A 15,878-nucleotide genomic window follows, 5' to 3' on the forward strand; every position below is an offset into this window, starting at 1 on the left:
CGCTCTTTCTTATCCCTCCCACTTCGTGGGGAGGGTGGCACATCGTGAGCGGAGCGAACGATGTGACGGGTGGGGGGCTTACTGTTGTCGGTCGAGCGGCGCAGTCAAATCGCTGCTAACCCCACCCGGCGCTTCGCGCCACCCTCCCATAAAGAAGGGGAGGGATGAAGAGACCGCCGAAGTTCGCGAGCGAAGCTCGCTCTGAGGGCGGGCACATCGTGAGCGCAGCGAACGATGTGACGGGTGGGGGGCTTCCCACCGCACCGACTCAACGCCGCTTCAATGCACCGACGTGAAAAATCTTGAGAGCCGGAAGCCCGACAGCCACGTGGAGACCGGCTGATGACGAATGCCGAGATCCCACGACGCCACCACCGCATCGGCGCGGCCGACCAGATCGTTCATCGGCAACAAGCCGACCCCGCCATCGCGCACCGGAACGCGGCTATCGGCGGAGTTGTCGCGATTGTCGCCCATCACGAACAGCCGTCCCGGCGGCACCACGACTTCGGGCGTGTTGTCCAGGCGGCCATTGTCGCGCAGCTTGAATATCTCGTGACTGACGCCACCCGGCAGCGTCTCGATGAAGCGATAGGCGGACTCTCTGGCGCCATTGTCGTCTTCGGCCTGGCCGATGCCATCCGGCTTCAGTTCAGCCGCGCGGCCGTTGATGAAGAGTTGTCCCTGCCGCATCTGAACGCGATCGCCGGGCAAGCCGACGACGCGTTTGACCCAGGCCTGCGACCGGTCGCCCGGCCAGCGGAATACCACCACGTCGCCACGCTTCGGAGTCTCGGCGAACACCCGACCGGTCTCAGGCAGATTGATCTGGATCGGCAGCGAGGCCGTGCTGTAGCCGTAGGCGAATTTCGTCGCGAGCAGCGCGTCGCCGATTTGAAGCGTCGGCTCCATTGACCCGGACGGCACATAGAACGGCTCGGCGAGCGCGCCCTTGCCGAGGAAGACCACCAGCACGATGCCGGCGAGTTGGACCAACTGGGCGCGCCATCCCGACGCCTTGGGCCTCAGCGCTTCATGGTTGATGCTCATGCGCCCGTACCTCCGACCGTTATCCGCTCCATCCGGAGTGTCGGCTGGCCGACACCGACCGGTACGCCCTGGCCATTCTTGCCGCAGGTGCCGATCCCGGTATCGAGTGCAAGATCGTTGCCGATCATGGTGATCCGATGGAGGTCCGTCGGTCCATTGCCTATCAGCATCGCGCCCTTGAGTGGCGCGCCCACCTTGCCGTTTTCGATTTTGTAAGCCTCGGTGCACTGGAACACGTATTTGCCCGAGGTGATATCGACCTGACCGCCGCCGAAATTGGCCGCATAGATGCCGTTTTTGACCGAGGCGAGGATTTCGGCCGGGTCGCGCTGACCGGCCAGCATGTAGGTGTTGGTCATGCGAGGCATCGGGACGTGCGAGTAACCCTGACGGCGGCCGTTGCCGGTCGGCTTCATGTTCATCAGCCGGGCGTTCTGGCGGTCCTGCATGTAGCCGACGAGAATGCCGTCCTCGATCAGCACGGTGCGATTGGTAGGCGTGCCCTCATCGTCGATCGACAGCGATCCGCGCCGGGAGGCGAGCGTTCCGTCATCGACTACCGTGACGCCCTTGGCCGCCACCTGCTGGCCCATCAAGCCTGCGAAAGCCGAAGTCTGCTTGCGGTTAAAATCGCCCTCGAGTCCATGGCCGACGGCTTCGTGCAGCATCACGCCTGGCCAACCGGCCCCGAGCACGACATCCATTTCGCCGGCTGGCGCGGGGATCGATTCAAGGTTGACCAGCGCTTCGCGGATGGCGCCATCGGCGGCCTCGCGCCAGGCCTTGGTATCGATGAAACGCGCGTAGCCCTCGCGGCCGCCATAGCCCTTGCTGCCGCTTTCCTGCCGATCGCCTTGTCCCGCGACCACTGAAATATTGACCCGCACCAACGGGCGAATGTCTCGATAGCTTTCGCCGTCCGGACGCAGGATCTCAACGACTTGCCAGGTGGCTCCGAGGCTCACCGTGACCTGCCGCACGCGCGGTTCCCGGTCGCGGACGTAGGCGTCGATTTCCGCAAGCAATTTGACCTTGCTCTCGAAGCCCGGCGCATCCAGCGGATTCTCGTCGCCATAGAGCCGCACATTGGTGTGCGCGGGCGCAGCCGCGAGATTGCCGCTATAGCCGCCGCGCACCGCTGCGACCGCGTCTGCCGCGCGGATCAGCGCCGGCAGCGAAACATCGGAAGAATGCGCATAGCCGACGGCGTCGTCCTTTACGGCGCGCAGCCCGAAGCCCTGCGAGGTGTCGTAAGTGGCCTGCTTCAGCCGCCCATTGTCGAACATCAGCGCTTCGGTCTGGCTGTATTCCAGAAACAACTCGCCGTCATCGGCGCCGGCAAGCCCGCGGGCGATTTGATGGCGCACGGAATCCCTGTCGAGATTGGCGCGGTCGAGCAGCGAGGTGGTGGGGTTCATGCAGGCTCCAGACTAGCTTGTCGTCCCCGCGAAAGCGGGGACCCATAACCACAGCTCTCGTAATGTAAGCAGAGACTCGCCGAGAGCTCATCTTACAACACGGTGACCCGTGGTTATGGGTCCCGGCTCGGCGCTTCGCTTGGCCGGGACGACGATGAGTTGAACATAGGCACGATTGCCGCCGATGGGGAGGGTGGTCAGCGAGGCAGAATGCCTCACGGGAGCTTGTCGAACCCTTCGCCGAGGCCGTTGAGGCTCAGCGGGAAGCCGATGCCCTCTTCGGGGGTCTCGAAAATGATGAAAGTCGCAGTCTTGGCGCTGCGGAGCTGGCCGAGCAACTTGTCATCCATCACAACTTCGGCAACGCAGCCATTGGGCAGGCAGCGCACGAACCCGGCGCGGCCGACGTCGACATTGTCGAGCTTCAGGCCAAGGCCGGAAGGCAGCAACACACCTAGCGGCGCCACCACCCGCATCAGCTTGCTCTTTTGATCGGCGGTTTTCAGCACGATCACCGTGAGTCCGGCGTTGGAGCGGTCTTCCGCCACCACGCTCTGGATCAGGGCGCATTGTTCGGCTTGCGCGCCGGGCGGGGTGTCGCAGCGGATCTGCCAGTCGCCGTGAACCGAGCGCACTGCTCCTTGCGCATGACTGGTGCCGGTCATCGAGAGAAAGAGCGCGCCCGCAATAACTATGGCGGCCATGCTTGCGCACACGCGGTACAAGCCTGCAGCGGGATCGCCGCGGCTAGCGCCGCCCATCGCCCCTTGTTTCGAAGGCCTCATCCGGTTGTCCTTGGTAATTGGTTTAATGCGGGTCCGAACTGAGCGCGATACCGCGATAATCGCGCCGTGCGCACAGCCTCGGAAAACCCATGCACCGCAAATGCCGATCTCGCAAGGTAACGAATCAGGGCAGCAATGAACCACTTTGCCTGTGCCTACATCCGGCAATTGCTCTGTCAAGCGCCCTGTCTAAGCGAAAGTGGCGGTATCGCCTGATTTCACGGGAAAATGCGGCTTTGACGGATTGCTCGCGAAGCTGATCCGCGTGGCCTACTACTGCATTGCGACAGGGCAAGAATTATGGTTTGAGAGGCTGGATTCGACCCGTTCTAGCGATTGCCCCTGGTACTTCAATGTACCTTTCGAAGGCGGTTTGTCAGGTGGCGGATCATGCAGCATTTCTCGCTATCCGGCAGAGTGCTTTGAGGTTCTTTCAAGGGAGCGCAAGCGGCATGAAGATGTCGAAGGGCCAGATGGGCCGGCGATTGCTGGGAGTGGCGGTGGCCGGCATTGCGCTGATCACCTGCGGAGCGGCCTTTGCCGAACTGGGGCAGCCGGCTCCGTGGGAGTACAAGCTGCAAGGCGCGGCAACGCCGGTGATGGAGAGCATCACCTGGTTCCACGACATGCTGCTCTGGATCATCACCATCATCACGCTATTCGTTCTGGCGCTGCTGGTGACAGTGGTCATTAAATTCAACGCGCGGGCCCACCCGGTACCTTCGCGCACCACCCACAATACGCTGATCGAAGTGGCGTGGACGTTGATCCCGGTGCTGATACTGGTCGGGATCGCGGTGCCATCGTTCCGGCTGCTGTTTGAGGAACTGGATATTCCGAAAGCCGATCTGACGATCAAGGCGACCGGGAAACAATGGTACTGGAGCTACGCTTATCCCGATAACGGCAAGTTCGAGTTCGACTCGCTGCTGGCCCAGGACAAGCAGCCGCGGCTGCTCGGTGTCGACAATGAAATGGTGGTCCCGGTGAACAAGGTTGTCCGGGTCCAGACCACCGGCGCGGATGTCATTCACTCGTTTGCGGTTCCGGCTTTCGGCATCAAGATCGATGCCATACCTGGTCGTCTCAATGAGACTTGGTTCAAGGCCACCAAGGTCGGCATGTTCTACGGCCAGTGCTCGGAATTGTGCGGCAAGGATCACGCCTTCATGCCGATCGCGGTGCGAGTGGTGAACGATCAGGAATTCGCGGCGTGGGTTGAAGCGGCAAAGAAAAAATATGCCGCCAATCCGACCAATTCGTTCGCTTCGGCTGATATCGCGGCGCAGTAGCCGAGAGGCTTACGGCGCGCGCAACGAGACAAGGGCGAGAGGACCGCAAGGTCCGAAAGTACTGCAAGGCAGGATTTGAAAATGGCAACAGCGACAGCGGCTCATACCGATCACGCCCATGACGATCACGCTCACGATCATCCGACCGGATGGCGGCGTTTCGTCTATTCGACGAATCACAAGGACATCGGAACGATGTACCTGGTATTCGCGCTGATCGCCGGTGTGATCGGAGCAGCGATATCGATCGCGATCCGCGCCGAGCTGATGTATCCCGGCGTACAGATTTTTCACGAGACCCATACCTACAACGTGTTCGTGACCTCGCACGGCCTGATCATGATCTTCTTCATGGTGATGCCGGCAATGATCGGCGGCTTCGGCAACTGGTTCGTGCCGCTGATGATCGGCGCGCCGGACATGGCGTTCCCGCGGATGAACAATGTTTCGTTCTGGCTCCTGCCGGCTTCATTCGCGCTGCTGGTGATCTCGTCCTTCATGGAAGGCGAGCCGGGCGCAAGCGGCGTCGGCGCGGGCTGGACGCTGTACGCGCCGCTATCGACCTCCGGGCATCCTGGCCCGGCCGTCGATTTCGCCATCCTGTCGCTGCATCTGGCAGGTGCATCGTCGATCCTCGGCGCGATCAATTTCATCACCACGATCTTCAACATGCGCGCGCCCGGCATGACGCTGCACAAGATGCCGCTGTTCGTGTGGTCGATCCTGGTGACGGTTTTCCTGCTGCTGCTGGCGCTGCCGGTGCTGGCGGGCGCCATCACCATGCTGCTGACCGACCGAAATTTCGGCACCACGTTTTTCGCGGCCGAAGGCGGCGGCGATCCCGTGCTGTTCCAGCACCTGTTCTGGTTTTTCGGTCATCCGGAAGTTTACATCCTGATCCTGCCCGGCTTCGGCATGGTCAGCCAGATCGTCTCGACCTTTTCGCGCAAACCGGTGTTCGGCTATCTCGGCATGGCCTACGCCATGGTGGCGATCGGCGGCATCGGGTTCGTGGTCTGGGCGCACCACATGTACACGGTAGGAATGTCCTCGGCGACACAGGCCTATTTCGTCGCCGCCACCATGGTGATCGCGGTGCCGACCGGCGTGAAGATCTTCTCCTGGATCGCCACGATGTGGGGCGGCTCGATCGAATTCAAGACGCCGATGCTGTGGGCGATCGGGTTCATCTTCCTGTTCACGGTTGGCGGCGTTACCGGCGTCGTGCTCGCCAACGCGGGCGTCGACCGCGTGCTGCAGGACACCTACTACGTTGTCGCGCACTTCCATTATGTGCTGTCGCTCGGCGCGGTGTTCGCGATCTTTGCCGGCTGGTACTATTGGTTCCCGAAGATGTCGGGCTACATGTACAACGAGACCATCGGCAAGCTGCACTTCTGGTTCACCTTCGTCGGCGTCAACCTGGTGTTCTTCCCGCAGCATTTCCTCGGCCTCTCCGGCATGCCGCGCCGCTACGTCGACTATCCAGACGCGTTCGCCGGCTGGAACCTGATCTCCTCGATCGGCTCCTACATTTCAGGCTTCGGTGTGTTGATCTTCATCTGGGGCCTTGTCGACGCGTTTGTCCGCAAGCAACAGGCCGCCGACAATCCGTGGGGAGCTGGCGCCACCACGCTGGAATGGACGCTGCCGTCGCCGCCGCCGTTCCATCAATTCGAAGTGCTGCCGCGGGTGCAATGATGCCAATGCGCGGCGCGCCGTTTGCGCCGCGGTGTTAGGAAGCGAGACCCATTTTGTCGGTTGTCGATCACAACGCCATCGATTTTTCGCCCCGCATTTCGGAGGCCGATGTCGCCGATTACATCGCGCTGCTGAAGCCGCGGGTGATGTCGCTGGTGGTGTTCACGGCACTGGTCGGTCTTGTCATGGCGCCGGGTCACTTTCATCCGGTGCTGGCGTTCACGTCCATCCTTTGCATCGCGGTCGGCGCCGGTGCATCGGGCGCGCTCAACATGTGGTATGAGAGCGACATCGACGCGTTAATGTCGCGCACGGCCAACCGGCCGATCCCGCGCGGGCGCATCACCCGGCCTGAAGCGCTGGCGTTTGGAATGACGCTGGCGTTTTTTGCGGTGATGACGCTCGGCATCCTCGTCAACTGGTTCGCCGGAGCGCTGCTGGCGTTCACGATCTTCTTTTATGTCGTGATCTACACGATCGCGCTGAAGCGCTGGACCGCGCAGAACATCGTGATCGGCGGCGCCGCGGGCGCGTTGCCACCCGTGGTGGCGTGGACGGCGGCGACCGGATCGCTGTCGGTCGAGCCGATACTGCTGTTCTTGATTATCTTCTTCTGGACCCCGCCGCATTTCTGGGCGTTGGCGCTGTTCCGCAGCGACGATTATGCCCGCGCCGGGGTGCCGATGTTGCCGGTCGTCGCCGGTGCCGACGCGACGCGGCTGCAGATCCTGCTCTACACGATTGCGTTGGTCGCGATCGCCTTTGCGCCCTGGCCGCTGGGGTATTTCGACGCCATCTACGGCGTAACCTCGCTCGTTCTGGGCAGTGTCATGCTGGCGCTCGCGATCGAGGTTTATCGTCGCCGCGAGCGGAGCCAGGCGCTGCGCGCGACCCGGAAGCTGTTCGCGTTCTCGATCTTTTACCTTTTCGCACTGTTCGCGACCTTGCTGGTCGAGGTTGTCGTCCGCGCCCTCGCGCCATCGATCTGGTAGGGAGCACATGGCAACGCAATGGCCGATAAGAACAAGCCAGACGGAATCGTCCTCACCGAGGCGCAGAAGAGAAGCCGCCGGCAGCGCTCGATCGCGATCGCGCTCGCGCTTGGCGTGCTGGTCGTATTGTTCTTCGCAGTCACCCTGGTCAAAGGGCCGGCCGTGCTTGTTCGGCCCATGTGACGGTACGATGTGATCAAGATGGACACCGAACCCACGATGTCGGAACCGCCGCCCCGAAGCCAAAACACGACGCTTCGCAAGCCTCGGCTGGGCCGCGATGCGGTGGTGGCTGCGATCTGCGGCCTTGTCGTGGTATTGATGGTCGGCGCCTCCTATGCGGCGGTGCCGTTCTATAACTGGTTCTGCCGCGCCACCGGCTTCAATGGCACCACGCAGGTCGCGACCTCCGCTCCATCCGCGGCGCCGCTTTCGCGCAAGATCAAAGTGCGCTTCGACTCCAACGTCGCGCCCGGGCTGCCATGGAAATTCGAACCCGAGCAGACCGAGATCGAGCTCAGCATCGGCCAGGTTGTCACGGCTTTTTACACCGTCACCAATCAATCCGCGCGAACCACCACTGGACAGGCGGCGTACAATGTCGCGCCGCTGACGGTGGGCGCCTATTTCCAGAAGATCAATTGCTTCTGTTTCACCGAACAAACCATGGCGCCAGGCGAGAAGCGCGAGATGCCGGTCGTGTTCTACGTCGATCCCTCGATCGTTCGGGATAGCGACAATGACGGGCTAAGCGCGATCACGCTCTCATACACCTTCTACCCCGTGCGCGAACCGGCGCCGAAGCCGCTGGCTGCGAGCGAACCGGACAAGGGCAAAGGAGCCCTCTGACCACTGCGGTCGGGAGTGACACTGATTTTGAGACGAATACGTGCCGGACAGGCACGGCAACGGAGAGAGACCGAAATGGCTACGGCGCAAGTCAAGCATCACGACTATCACCTCGTCGATCCGAGCCCGTGGCCGATCGTCGGCTCCGTTTCGGCCTTCATCATGGCGGTCGGTGCGATCACCTGGATGCATCATCTGTTTTCAGGGGCGCCAGTTATTTTCGGGATCGGCACGATCGGCGTGCTCTACACAATGGCGAGCTGGTGGACCGATGTGATCCGCGAGGCCCAGTTCAAGGGCGATCACACTCGCGTGGTGCAGATCAGCCACCGCTACGGCATGATCCTATTCATCGCCTCGGAAGTGATGTTCTTTGTCGCCTGGTTCTGGGCGTTTTTTAATTCGGCGCTGTTCCCGGCCGATCCGGTTCACGCCACCCGCGAGGCGCTGTTCGGCGGTGTCTGGCCGCCGAAGGGCATCGAGACCTTCGATCCCTGGCATCTGCCGCTGCTGAACACATTGTTGCTATTGACCTCGGGCACCACGGTCACCTGGGCGCACCACGCGTTGTTGGAAAACGATCGTCAGGGACTGAAATATGGCCTGATCCTGACGATCCTGCTGGGCGCGAGCTTCACCTGCGTGCAAGCCTACGAGTACGCCCATGCCGCGTTTTCCTTTGCCGGCAATATCTACGGCGCGACATTTTTCATGGCGACCGGGTTCCACGGTTTCCACGTACTGGTCGGCACGATCTTCCTGATCGTGTGCCTTATCCGCGCCTATGCCGGGCATTTCAGTCCGACCCAGCATCTCGGCTTCGAATTCGCCGCCTGGTACTGGCATTTCGTCGACGTGGTGTGGCTGTTCCTGTTTATATGCATCTACGTATGGGGCCACGGGGCGGAAACCATGGCGCACGGCGCGCATTGACCCTGATGGGTTGTGCTACAAGGGGGCGGCCGTGGGGGTCGCCCCTTTTGCTTGGCGGGAACATTTCGAACACATGCAGGGCCAGACACTCCCCACAATCACCGAAACGGCATTGCGCGGGTTGGCCTGCAAATGCCCGCATTGCGGCAAGGGGAAACTTTACGCCGGCTTTCTCGACCTGCGTGCCAACTGTGAGTCCTGCGGACTCGACTTTGCGTTCATCGACACGGGCGATGGGCCGGCGATTTTCATCATCATGCTGGCGGGCGCCATCGTTGTCGGCTGCGCCTTGGTCGTGGAAGTTAAATACCAGCCGCCGTTTTGGCTGCACGCCGCGTTGTGGCTGCCGCTCATTCTTGCGACCACGCTGCTGCCGTTGCGGGCGATGAAGTCGCTTTTGATCGCACTGCAATTCCATCACAAAGCCGCGCCGGGCCGGCTGATCGATCGCGAGCCAAAATGATCGCGCAGGCCTCGGTTCGGCCCCGCGCCGGCTTTGCGATCTTTACGCTCGCCATGATTGCGGTGTTTGTCGGCCTCGGCCTGTGGCAACTGCAGCGCCGGACCGAGAAGCATGCCTTGATCGCGGCGCTCAATGAGCGACTTGCGGCGACGCCCCAACCGCTGCCGCTCGCGTCCGGATGGAGCCTGCTGACACCGGCGCGTGACGAATTCCGCCGCGTCCGTTTCACCGCGACGTATCAGCCCGGACCGGATGCGATGGTCTACAGTTCCGGCTCGGCGCTGCGCGAGGATGTTTCCGGCCCCGGCACCTGGGCCCTTCTACCTGCGAGGCTGCCGACCGGGCAGACGGTCGTCATTAATACCGGCTTCGTACAGAATACGATGCAGGATCGCGCCCAGGAAGACCGCGCCGTGGCACCGCTCATCTCGGGCCAAGCAGTGGCGCTGACCGGCTATATCCGTTTTCCTGAAACGGCGGCCCTGCTGACGCCGGCGCCAAATGTCGTCAAGCGGCTGTGGTTCACGCGCGATCATCGCGAGATGGCGCGGGTTCTCGGCTGGGGCAGCGTCGCGCCGTTCTATATCGATCTGGAGACGCCGGTGCCGGCAAATGGCATCCCCAAGCCTGGCCCGCTCGATGTCCATCTCAAGGACGATCATCTTCAGTACGCGATTACCTGGTTCGCCTTGGCCGCCGCGGTCGCGATTGCGTTCGCACTCTGGCTGCGGGGCCGCCGGCTCACGGGATCCGCATCAAAATAAAGGGCTAGGGAACACGAAAGCAAAATGATCGTTTTGCAGTCGTTGTGCGTAGCCGAGCGGAGGCCGGAACATGGCCGAAATCACCGAAGCGCAAAAAGCTGAATTGAAGAGATTGAGCAAGGAAGCGCGCGTTCCAGACATGTCCGAAATCGTAACGACGAGCGAGGAAGCCGAACTGCGAATACGGGACCTCAAGGACAAGGCCAGAATTGAGTGATCAAGACAGTTGCTGCCCTTGAGAATGCGTGCGGCCGATGATGAAATCGCCTGAGGCAACAGCGCGGGGAGAAGTCATGTAACGCAAGGTTTCTAACCCAGGATTTGTACCTACGGCTTGCTTCATTCTCGATGGGAGTGTCATGCCTGCTCTGTTCGGATACCTTGTCGCTGTTTTTCTGTTGTTGGGCGGCGCATATGCTGGCTTGCAATGGCTATCCGCGCCCGAGGCCTTTCCAACCGAGAAAACGGCTGCCCATAACAGCAATGCTCCCGATAAGTCCGCGCCACTCAGGATGAGCGGGACCGCAATCGGCCATCAGGCCAGCGGCGGAAATTCCGCAAGCGCTGACGGGGGCGAACGTTCAAACAACGTCGATCACGAGCCAAAACCTGCCGAACAGCCCAGCGCCCGTCGAGGTGACTCAAAGCTTCGAACGACGGACAACGTGCCAAGGGGCTGTGCGCCGATCGGTCTGACGGCCAGTGGTGATCTGGTTTTTTCGATGCAATGTCAGGAAATGATTGACCGTCATCGCCGCGAATCGGCTTCCTCGGAGATTGCCACAGCCGCTCCGGACACGGCAGTCGATCCGGTCGCGCCCTCAACGAAGTCCAGTGAGGGCAATGCGGATACGGCCAAAGATCGCGGGAAGAATGTCGCAGCTCAGCCCCCCGATCATCCAGCGAATCAGCCACCCTCTGATTCCGTTGCGACCGATGAGACAAGGTCGCGCAATCGGACCGACACGGAGCATCACGGCACAGCGCGAAAACCCGGAGATGGCCGAGCGGCGTTGCCTAGGGATAACGATGCGCGCCCGCCGCCGCAGGGTAGGGCGGCTAGCGGTGAGAGCACGGCCGCAGGTTTCAAGCCTGACCCTGAAGCCGCGTCTGGAATGTCAGCGAAGCAGAAGCGATTGGCGCGAACGAAATCTCAGAGCGTGTCGAGAACAGTTGAACGTCGTGATGCCAGCGAGCAGCGCTCGGCGGCGGCTTCCGGCTCGCGCAGGGTAGCGGCGCGCGCCGGCGACTCCGATTTGTGGTACAATGTATTGGGGCTCCGTTAGGTCGATTTCGGTTCCGCGCGATCCACAATATATCGCACCGGGTTGCCGTGGTTCGCAACGGGAACCAACATCAGTGGATTTCATTGCTTGGCGATGAATACCGCTATCGGTCTGTTCGCTGCCTTCTGCACCACAATCTCATATTTTCCGCAGCTGAAGAAATGCTGGGAAACCAACTCCGCCGGTGATCTCTCACTCAAGATGTTTCTGATCCTGGGCTTGGGAGTGGCGACCTGGATTGTCTACGGATTTCTGCAGGGCGATGTAGTAATCATCCTCGCGAATTCAGCGAGCCTCATGCTGTTGCTCGGCATTCTGTATTTCAAGTTGAAAGAGCGGAGCGGAAGCCTCACGCGCTCATCTCCGCCGTCAAACATGCGTTAGATTATTCTTCTGACGTGTTTTCAAGCAAACCGGCATCCACTTCGCTCGAGAGGGCGCCAGGAGCGAACTTTTTATTCCGTTCATTCCGTGTCGTCATCGAACCGATTGGCTGCATGATCCTGCAACTGCTCTGATTGAATACGCTTGCTGTCCATCCCGCGCTGATCGGTGTGCTGGGATTTATCGCGATTGGAAAGGACCATGTTTTCGCCGATCTTGTCTTTTGGAAGATCCGTAAGGCCTCCCGTCCCGTCGCCCTTGCCCTGAGTGCCGGGTCCAAAATGCTTTTTGCCACCCTTTGACATTGTTTTCTCCATTACGTCGCTATCTCTCGTCCCGACCTTATCGTTGCTTCTCTTCAGCCGGACCAGGTTGCTGCGGCTTGTGGTGCGCCTGCCCGGGATCATTATGCTTGTTGTGATCGCTTTCCTGGTGCAGACCGCCCCGGCTGACGGGAAAGTCGCTCTGCCGGACATTCTGTTTGGGAATGTGAGCGCGGTCGTCGCGCCCGGTCCGGTTCATGGATGCATCGGTCTGGCGCGCGTCCGGAACATCAGATTTTCGTTCCAGAATTCGAACCTGCTGCTCGTGCGTTTTCTTGCCTTGCATCGGTTTCTTGCGTTGCATCGGCGCCTCCTTTGCTTCGGAAGAGGAATGCCGCCATTGGCGATAACGTTCCGGCGCCGCCGGAAGCGCCAGGCATGCGTTGTTCCTTCGACGCAAATGCTCGTGAAGGGCATAGGTTGTGCGTGCGCGACGCGGTGCGAACGACGGAACTGTTGAATAGCAGTTGGAATTATTCGGCGCCGCCGGTTCCCCGGTCAGACCAGGTGCAGGAGTTGCGCGCGCCGCAAATCGGCTGAAGAAAAGTACGCGATCGCCTCGTCAGCAAGCGAAAATTCCGCGGTAGCTTTGCTGAAAGACGCTGGATGTCTTCAGGCGATTTTTGCTGGCGCGTCACTGGTCTCATCGATCGCATCAGATGTAGTTTCCCCGTGAGTGAGATCGCGGAAACCACTGATCGCGCCAGGACGCCCCAGCAGATAGCCTTGAACTTCATCACAGGCTTCGTGCTGAAGAAACCGCAGCTCAGCGTCGGTTTCCACGCCTTCAGCGAGCACCGGAAGGCCGAGCCCGCGTCCAAGCCCCAGTACGGCACGCACGATCGTTGCGGCCTGGCTATTGGAGTTGACCGATCTGATAAAGGATCCGTCGATTTTTATCTTGTCGAACGGAAATGCGCGCAAGTTCGAGAGCGACGAATAGCCAGTGCCGAAATCGTCCATCGCAATTCGGACGCCGATTGCCTTGATCTGCCGCAGCATTGCCAACGCCCGGGTGAAATCGCGCACCAGAGCTGTTTCTGTGATCTCAATCTCCAGACGTCGAGGGGGAAGCCCGGTCTCGAGGAGAATTTGATGCAGTTCGCGGACGAAATTGGGGTCGTAGAGCTGCACGTTCGAAACATTCACAGCGATCGTTAGCGGCTGTGTCCAGGTAACCGCCTCGCGGCATGCTGTCTTCAACACCCAGCTTCCGATTTGCAGAATGGCTCCAGTCTCTTCCGCAATCGGGATGAAGTCTGCTGGCGAAATCTCTCCCCGTGACGGATGCTTCCAGCGCAACAAGGCTTCGAAGCCGATTATCCTGTTGCTGCTTAAATCTTTTTGAGGTTGGTACACCAGTCGCAACTCGTCGCGCGTGGTGGCGTGACGCAAATCGTGCTCAAGCATTCGGCGTTCGCGAACCTCGGCACCCATTTTTGCTTCGAAAAATCGATAGGTATTGCGACCTTCGGTCTTTGCACGATAGAGGGCGGTGTCGGCATGGCTAAGAAGGGATTCGCGATCGGTTGCGTCGTCAGGATAAAGCGCAATGCCAATGCTGGTGGCAATGTCAGTCTCTGACGCACCGTCGGGCGCGCGCAAAGCTTCGAGGATGGCCTCGGCAAGCCGGCTTGCAGAAGCGGGATTTGCGGCGTGCGGCATCAGGACGGCAAACTCGTCACCGCCGAGGCGCGCCATTATCTGCCGTTCTCCGAGCACGGCGCTGACTCGCGACGCGACTTTCTGCAGCACCTTGTCTCCGGCCGCATGCCCGAACAGGTCGTTGACTTCCTTGAAGCGGTCGAGGTCGAGACAGAGCACCGCAAGGCTCTTCCCCGCTTTCAAGGCGGCAATCTCCTGGTCGATCCGACTATTGAAATGGTTTCGGTTGGGAAGCGAAGTCAAGGCATCATGATGTGCCAAAAAGTAAATGTGCTGCTCGGCATCCTTGCGCGCCTTCAGATCGCGAACGGCGACGACGTCGTGCGGTCGTCCTGCAAATTCGATCGGCCGCAGTATCAATTCGACCGGGCTAAGCGAGCCGTCGAAATGACGCAGTTGCGTTTCAACCGTCAGCTCCGATCGGGACAGTAGCTTTGCGCAGGCAACCTGGTCCGGAAAGCAGCGCGCAAGCTTTGATCCGACGAGATTGGCTGCGGCGAAGCCGGTCAGGTCGGAAAAACTTGTATTGACAGAGACGATGACATCTCCGTCGCAAACCAAAAGTCCTTCAACTGAGGCGTTGGCAAGATCGCGCATTCGCTCGATCTCAAGCTGAGAACGGCGATGATCGCGGATATCGATCACGACTCCCGCTAGCGCCAACCCGATAATAGCAAAGCTGGCGATCGCGACCCCGATTGCAAGCCAGCCTGCCGGCAACGCTGATTGTGAAATCTCCATCGTTGGGTCGGGAATGATCGACACGGCGCCCATTGCCGTGAAGTGATGGCTGCAGATCGCGAGCGTCAACAGCACAGCGCCGCTGATCTTCCATTTTTCCCCGCGGCCATGAAGCCCGACGGGAAGTGCAATGGCGCCGATTCCGGCCCCGAGCACGATCGAGACAATGACAAGAACGGGATCCCAGAGGATGACGCCCGCTATTTCGAACGCGGCCATCCCGATGTAGTGCATCGAGGCGATTCCGCCGGCAACTATCGCCCCGCCGAGCCAGGGCCCATGACGCCAGTTCCGGATGAGGGAAACTCCGAGTCCTAGGTCGGTCAGGAGGATGGCCGCGGCCAGTGACAGGATGGTTAACATAATGTTGTAGCCGCTCGGGATTCCCGGCGTGAACGCGAGCATCGCAATGAAGTGCGTCGCCCAGATCCCGAACCCGGTCGAGATCGCGGAAACGCTTAACCAAACGACTCGCATTCGGCCGTGGGATTTCGCGGCGTGGCGAAGCAGATTTATCGCGGTATACGATGCCAGGATGCAAACGACGGCGGCAAGGCCCACAAGTCTCAAATCGTGGGCAGTGGCAATGCACTGATAAATCTTTAGCATGTTACCTTGCCTGTAAAGCGGACATCCCGCACCAGCCGAAAACATACGAGCAAACCCTGTAACATGGGGTAAATGCGCTGCTTTCCGGCGGATTGGGTTGGGTGCCGGCTGCGATGATTTGGGCCCTGTCCAGCCCTGCTGGAAAAAAGAATGTTGTTCGCAGCGCACCCAAATCAAAACTATAAGCGTCGCCGTCTCGTCCCACACAGAGGGGCGCTCGCGATCGTCACGAACGTTGGAACGGGATGCAATGGACGTTGACGTGCTGTGGACGAACAGCACGAATGCGGACGGCGAAGTCGTGTGGTTCTGACGCCTCGATGCCGGCGTCAAGTTGGCGGGAAGTATCTCGCTGGCGACGGTGACAAGAAAGCCCGATCACCGGGAAGAGCACGGTATAAGTCGTAAAACCATTGCGCGGGGAATGCCGGATGATTTCGGTGGACCTGTGGTGACTACCTCGTGTGCTTTCTATTTTTTGCACGCGAGACTGCGGGTGCATCGCGCGCCCGGCATTCCCTGCGCCCTCTGAATTTCAGATGGCTCTACACATTGGCCAACTCGCGCGGGAATGCGCAGCGAGATCGCGGAGATGTGGGTGTGCTTACAAGCGAAATCGCAGA

At 60.4% G+C, this 15,878-nt stretch carries 16 protein-coding genes; 10 read left to right on the forward strand and 6 right to left on the reverse strand.

What is annotated here, in order from left to right:
• Positions 1-279 precede the first annotated feature (279 nt).
• The 3 genes from lepB to VJV58_RS13140 form a co-directional block, all read right to left on the reverse strand.
• On the reverse strand, positions 280-1,050 hold the full coding sequence (lepB, locus tag VJV58_RS13130) for a signal peptidase I (RefSeq protein ID WP_324137783.1): 771 nt from the start codon (positions 1,048-1,050) through the stop codon (positions 280-282).
• Complete coding sequence (tldD, locus tag VJV58_RS13135) at positions 1,047-2,468, reverse strand: metalloprotease TldD (RefSeq protein WP_324137784.1); 1,422 nt, start codon at positions 2,466-2,468, stop codon at positions 1,047-1,049. Before tldD ends, lepB begins: the two co-directional genes overlap by 4 nt.
• 215 nt (positions 2,469-2,683) lie before the next feature.
• Complete coding sequence (locus VJV58_RS13140; protein ID WP_324137795.1) at positions 2,684-3,172, reverse strand: invasion associated locus B family protein; 489 nt, start codon at positions 3,170-3,172, stop codon at positions 2,684-2,686.
• A gap of 533 nt (positions 3,173-3,705) precedes the next feature.
• Here VJV58_RS13140 and coxB point away from each other — a divergent pair.
• From coxB to VJV58_RS13190, 10 genes are all read left to right on the forward strand, one after another.
• The gene (coxB, locus tag VJV58_RS13145; RefSeq protein ID WP_324137785.1) at positions 3,706-4,545 is read left to right on the forward strand and encodes a cytochrome c oxidase subunit II; all 840 of its coding nucleotides are present in this window, start codon (positions 3,706-3,708) and stop codon (positions 4,543-4,545) included.
• 81 nt (positions 4,546-4,626) lie between these two features.
• Positions 4,627-6,246, forward strand: coding sequence for a cytochrome c oxidase subunit I (gene ctaD, locus VJV58_RS13150; RefSeq protein WP_324137786.1), 1,620 nt, complete (start codon positions 4,627-4,629; stop codon positions 6,244-6,246).
• A 53-nt stretch (positions 6,247-6,299) separates the two neighbouring features.
• On the forward strand, positions 6,300-7,238 hold the full coding sequence (locus tag VJV58_RS13155; RefSeq protein WP_324137787.1) for a heme o synthase: 939 nt from the start codon (positions 6,300-6,302) through the stop codon (positions 7,236-7,238).
• Between the two features lie 18 nt (positions 7,239-7,256).
• Positions 7,257-7,421 (forward strand): CoxF protein, encoded by a 165-nt coding sequence (locus tag VJV58_RS13160; RefSeq protein WP_324137788.1) that lies wholly within the window; start codon positions 7,257-7,259, stop codon positions 7,419-7,421.
• 18 nt (positions 7,422-7,439) lie between these two features.
• Entirely contained in the window at positions 7,440-8,087 is a 648-nt protein-coding gene (locus VJV58_RS13165) for a cytochrome c oxidase assembly protein (RefSeq protein ID WP_324137789.1), read from the forward strand.
• Between the two features lie 75 nt (positions 8,088-8,162).
• Positions 8,163-9,020, forward strand: coding sequence for a cytochrome c oxidase subunit 3 (locus VJV58_RS13170; protein ID WP_324137790.1), 858 nt, complete (start codon positions 8,163-8,165; stop codon positions 9,018-9,020).
• A 73-nt stretch (positions 9,021-9,093) separates the two neighbouring features.
• The gene (locus VJV58_RS13175) at positions 9,094-9,483 is read left to right on the forward strand and encodes a DUF983 domain-containing protein (RefSeq protein WP_324137797.1); all 390 of its coding nucleotides are present in this window, start codon (positions 9,094-9,096) and stop codon (positions 9,481-9,483) included.
• On the forward strand, positions 9,480-10,247 hold the full coding sequence (locus VJV58_RS13180; RefSeq protein WP_414641490.1) for an SURF1 family protein: 768 nt from the start codon (positions 9,480-9,482) through the stop codon (positions 10,245-10,247). Before VJV58_RS13175 ends, VJV58_RS13180 begins: the two co-directional genes overlap by 4 nt.
• A gap of 70 nt (positions 10,248-10,317) precedes the next feature.
• The gene (locus VJV58_RS13185) at positions 10,318-10,464 is read left to right on the forward strand and encodes a hypothetical protein (protein ID WP_324137791.1); all 147 of its coding nucleotides are present in this window, start codon (positions 10,318-10,320) and stop codon (positions 10,462-10,464) included.
• Between the two features lie 1,162 nt (positions 10,465-11,626).
• Entirely contained in the window at positions 11,627-11,917 is a 291-nt protein-coding gene (locus VJV58_RS13190) for a SemiSWEET transporter (protein WP_324137799.1), read from the forward strand.
• An 80-nt stretch (positions 11,918-11,997) separates the two neighbouring features.
• Here the strand turns inward: VJV58_RS13190 and VJV58_RS13195 are convergent, their stop codons facing one another.
• The 3 genes from VJV58_RS13195 to VJV58_RS13205 all read right to left on the reverse strand — a co-directional run bounded on the left by VJV58_RS13195 (position 11,998) and on the right by VJV58_RS13205 (position 15,255).
• Positions 11,998-12,222, reverse strand: coding sequence for a hypothetical protein (locus VJV58_RS13195; RefSeq protein ID WP_324137792.1), 225 nt, complete (start codon positions 12,220-12,222; stop codon positions 11,998-12,000).
• A 37-nt stretch (positions 12,223-12,259) separates the two neighbouring features.
• Positions 12,260-12,544 carry a hypothetical protein gene (locus tag VJV58_RS13200; protein WP_324137793.1) on the reverse strand — a complete coding sequence of 95 codons (285 nt, stop codon included), beginning with the start codon at positions 12,542-12,544 and terminating at the stop codon, positions 12,260-12,262.
• A gap of 308 nt (positions 12,545-12,852) precedes the next feature.
• Positions 12,853-15,255 (reverse strand): bifunctional diguanylate cyclase/phosphodiesterase, encoded by a 2,403-nt coding sequence (locus VJV58_RS13205; protein WP_324137794.1) that lies wholly within the window; start codon positions 15,253-15,255, stop codon positions 12,853-12,855.
• Positions 15,256-15,878: the final 623 nt, after the last annotated feature.

It is taken from the genome of Bradyrhizobium sp., from assembly GCF_035273305.1.
Taxonomy (GTDB): Bacteria; Pseudomonadota; Alphaproteobacteria; order Rhizobiales; family Xanthobacteraceae; genus Bradyrhizobium.

What these genes read in the sequence shown, in the direction of transcription:
- lepB (WP_324137783.1), bottom strand. Translation starts at nt 1,050, where the DNA reads ATGAGCATCAACCATGAAGCGCTGAGGCCCAAGGCGTCGGGATGGCGC.
- tldD (WP_324137784.1), bottom strand. Translation starts at nt 2,468, where the DNA reads ATGAACCCCACCACCTCGCTGCTCGACCGCGCCAATCTCGACAGGGAT.
- VJV58_RS13140 (WP_324137795.1), bottom strand. Translation starts at nt 3,172, where the DNA reads ATGGCCGCCATAGTTATTGCGGGCGCGCTCTTTCTCTCGATGACCGGC.
- coxB (WP_324137785.1), top strand. Translation starts at nt 3,706, where the DNA reads ATGAAGATGTCGAAGGGCCAGATGGGCCGGCGATTGCTGGGAGTGGCG.
- ctaD (WP_324137786.1), top strand. Translation starts at nt 4,627, where the DNA reads ATGGCAACAGCGACAGCGGCTCATACCGATCACGCCCATGACGATCAC.
- VJV58_RS13160 (WP_324137788.1), top strand. Translation starts at nt 7,257, where the DNA reads ATGGCCGATAAGAACAAGCCAGACGGAATCGTCCTCACCGAGGCGCAG.
- VJV58_RS13165 (WP_324137789.1), top strand. Translation starts at nt 7,440, where the DNA reads ATGGACACCGAACCCACGATGTCGGAACCGCCGCCCCGAAGCCAAAAC.
- VJV58_RS13170 (WP_324137790.1), top strand. Translation starts at nt 8,163, where the DNA reads ATGGCTACGGCGCAAGTCAAGCATCACGACTATCACCTCGTCGATCCG.
- VJV58_RS13175 (WP_324137797.1), top strand. Translation starts at nt 9,094, where the DNA reads ATGCAGGGCCAGACACTCCCCACAATCACCGAAACGGCATTGCGCGGG.
- VJV58_RS13180 (WP_414641490.1), top strand. Translation starts at nt 9,480, where the DNA reads ATGATCGCGCAGGCCTCGGTTCGGCCCCGCGCCGGCTTTGCGATCTTT.
- VJV58_RS13185 (WP_324137791.1), top strand. Translation starts at nt 10,318, where the DNA reads ATGGCCGAAATCACCGAAGCGCAAAAAGCTGAATTGAAGAGATTGAGC.
- VJV58_RS13190 (WP_324137799.1), top strand. Translation starts at nt 11,627, where the DNA reads ATGAATACCGCTATCGGTCTGTTCGCTGCCTTCTGCACCACAATCTCA.
- VJV58_RS13195 (WP_324137792.1), bottom strand. Translation starts at nt 12,222, where the DNA reads ATGTCAAAGGGTGGCAAAAAGCATTTTGGACCCGGCACTCAGGGCAAG.
- VJV58_RS13200 (WP_324137793.1), bottom strand. Translation starts at nt 12,544, where the DNA reads ATGCAACGCAAGAAACCGATGCAAGGCAAGAAAACGCACGAGCAGCAG.
- VJV58_RS13205 (WP_324137794.1), bottom strand. Translation starts at nt 15,255, where the DNA reads ATGCTAAAGATTTATCAGTGCATTGCCACTGCCCACGATTTGAGACTT.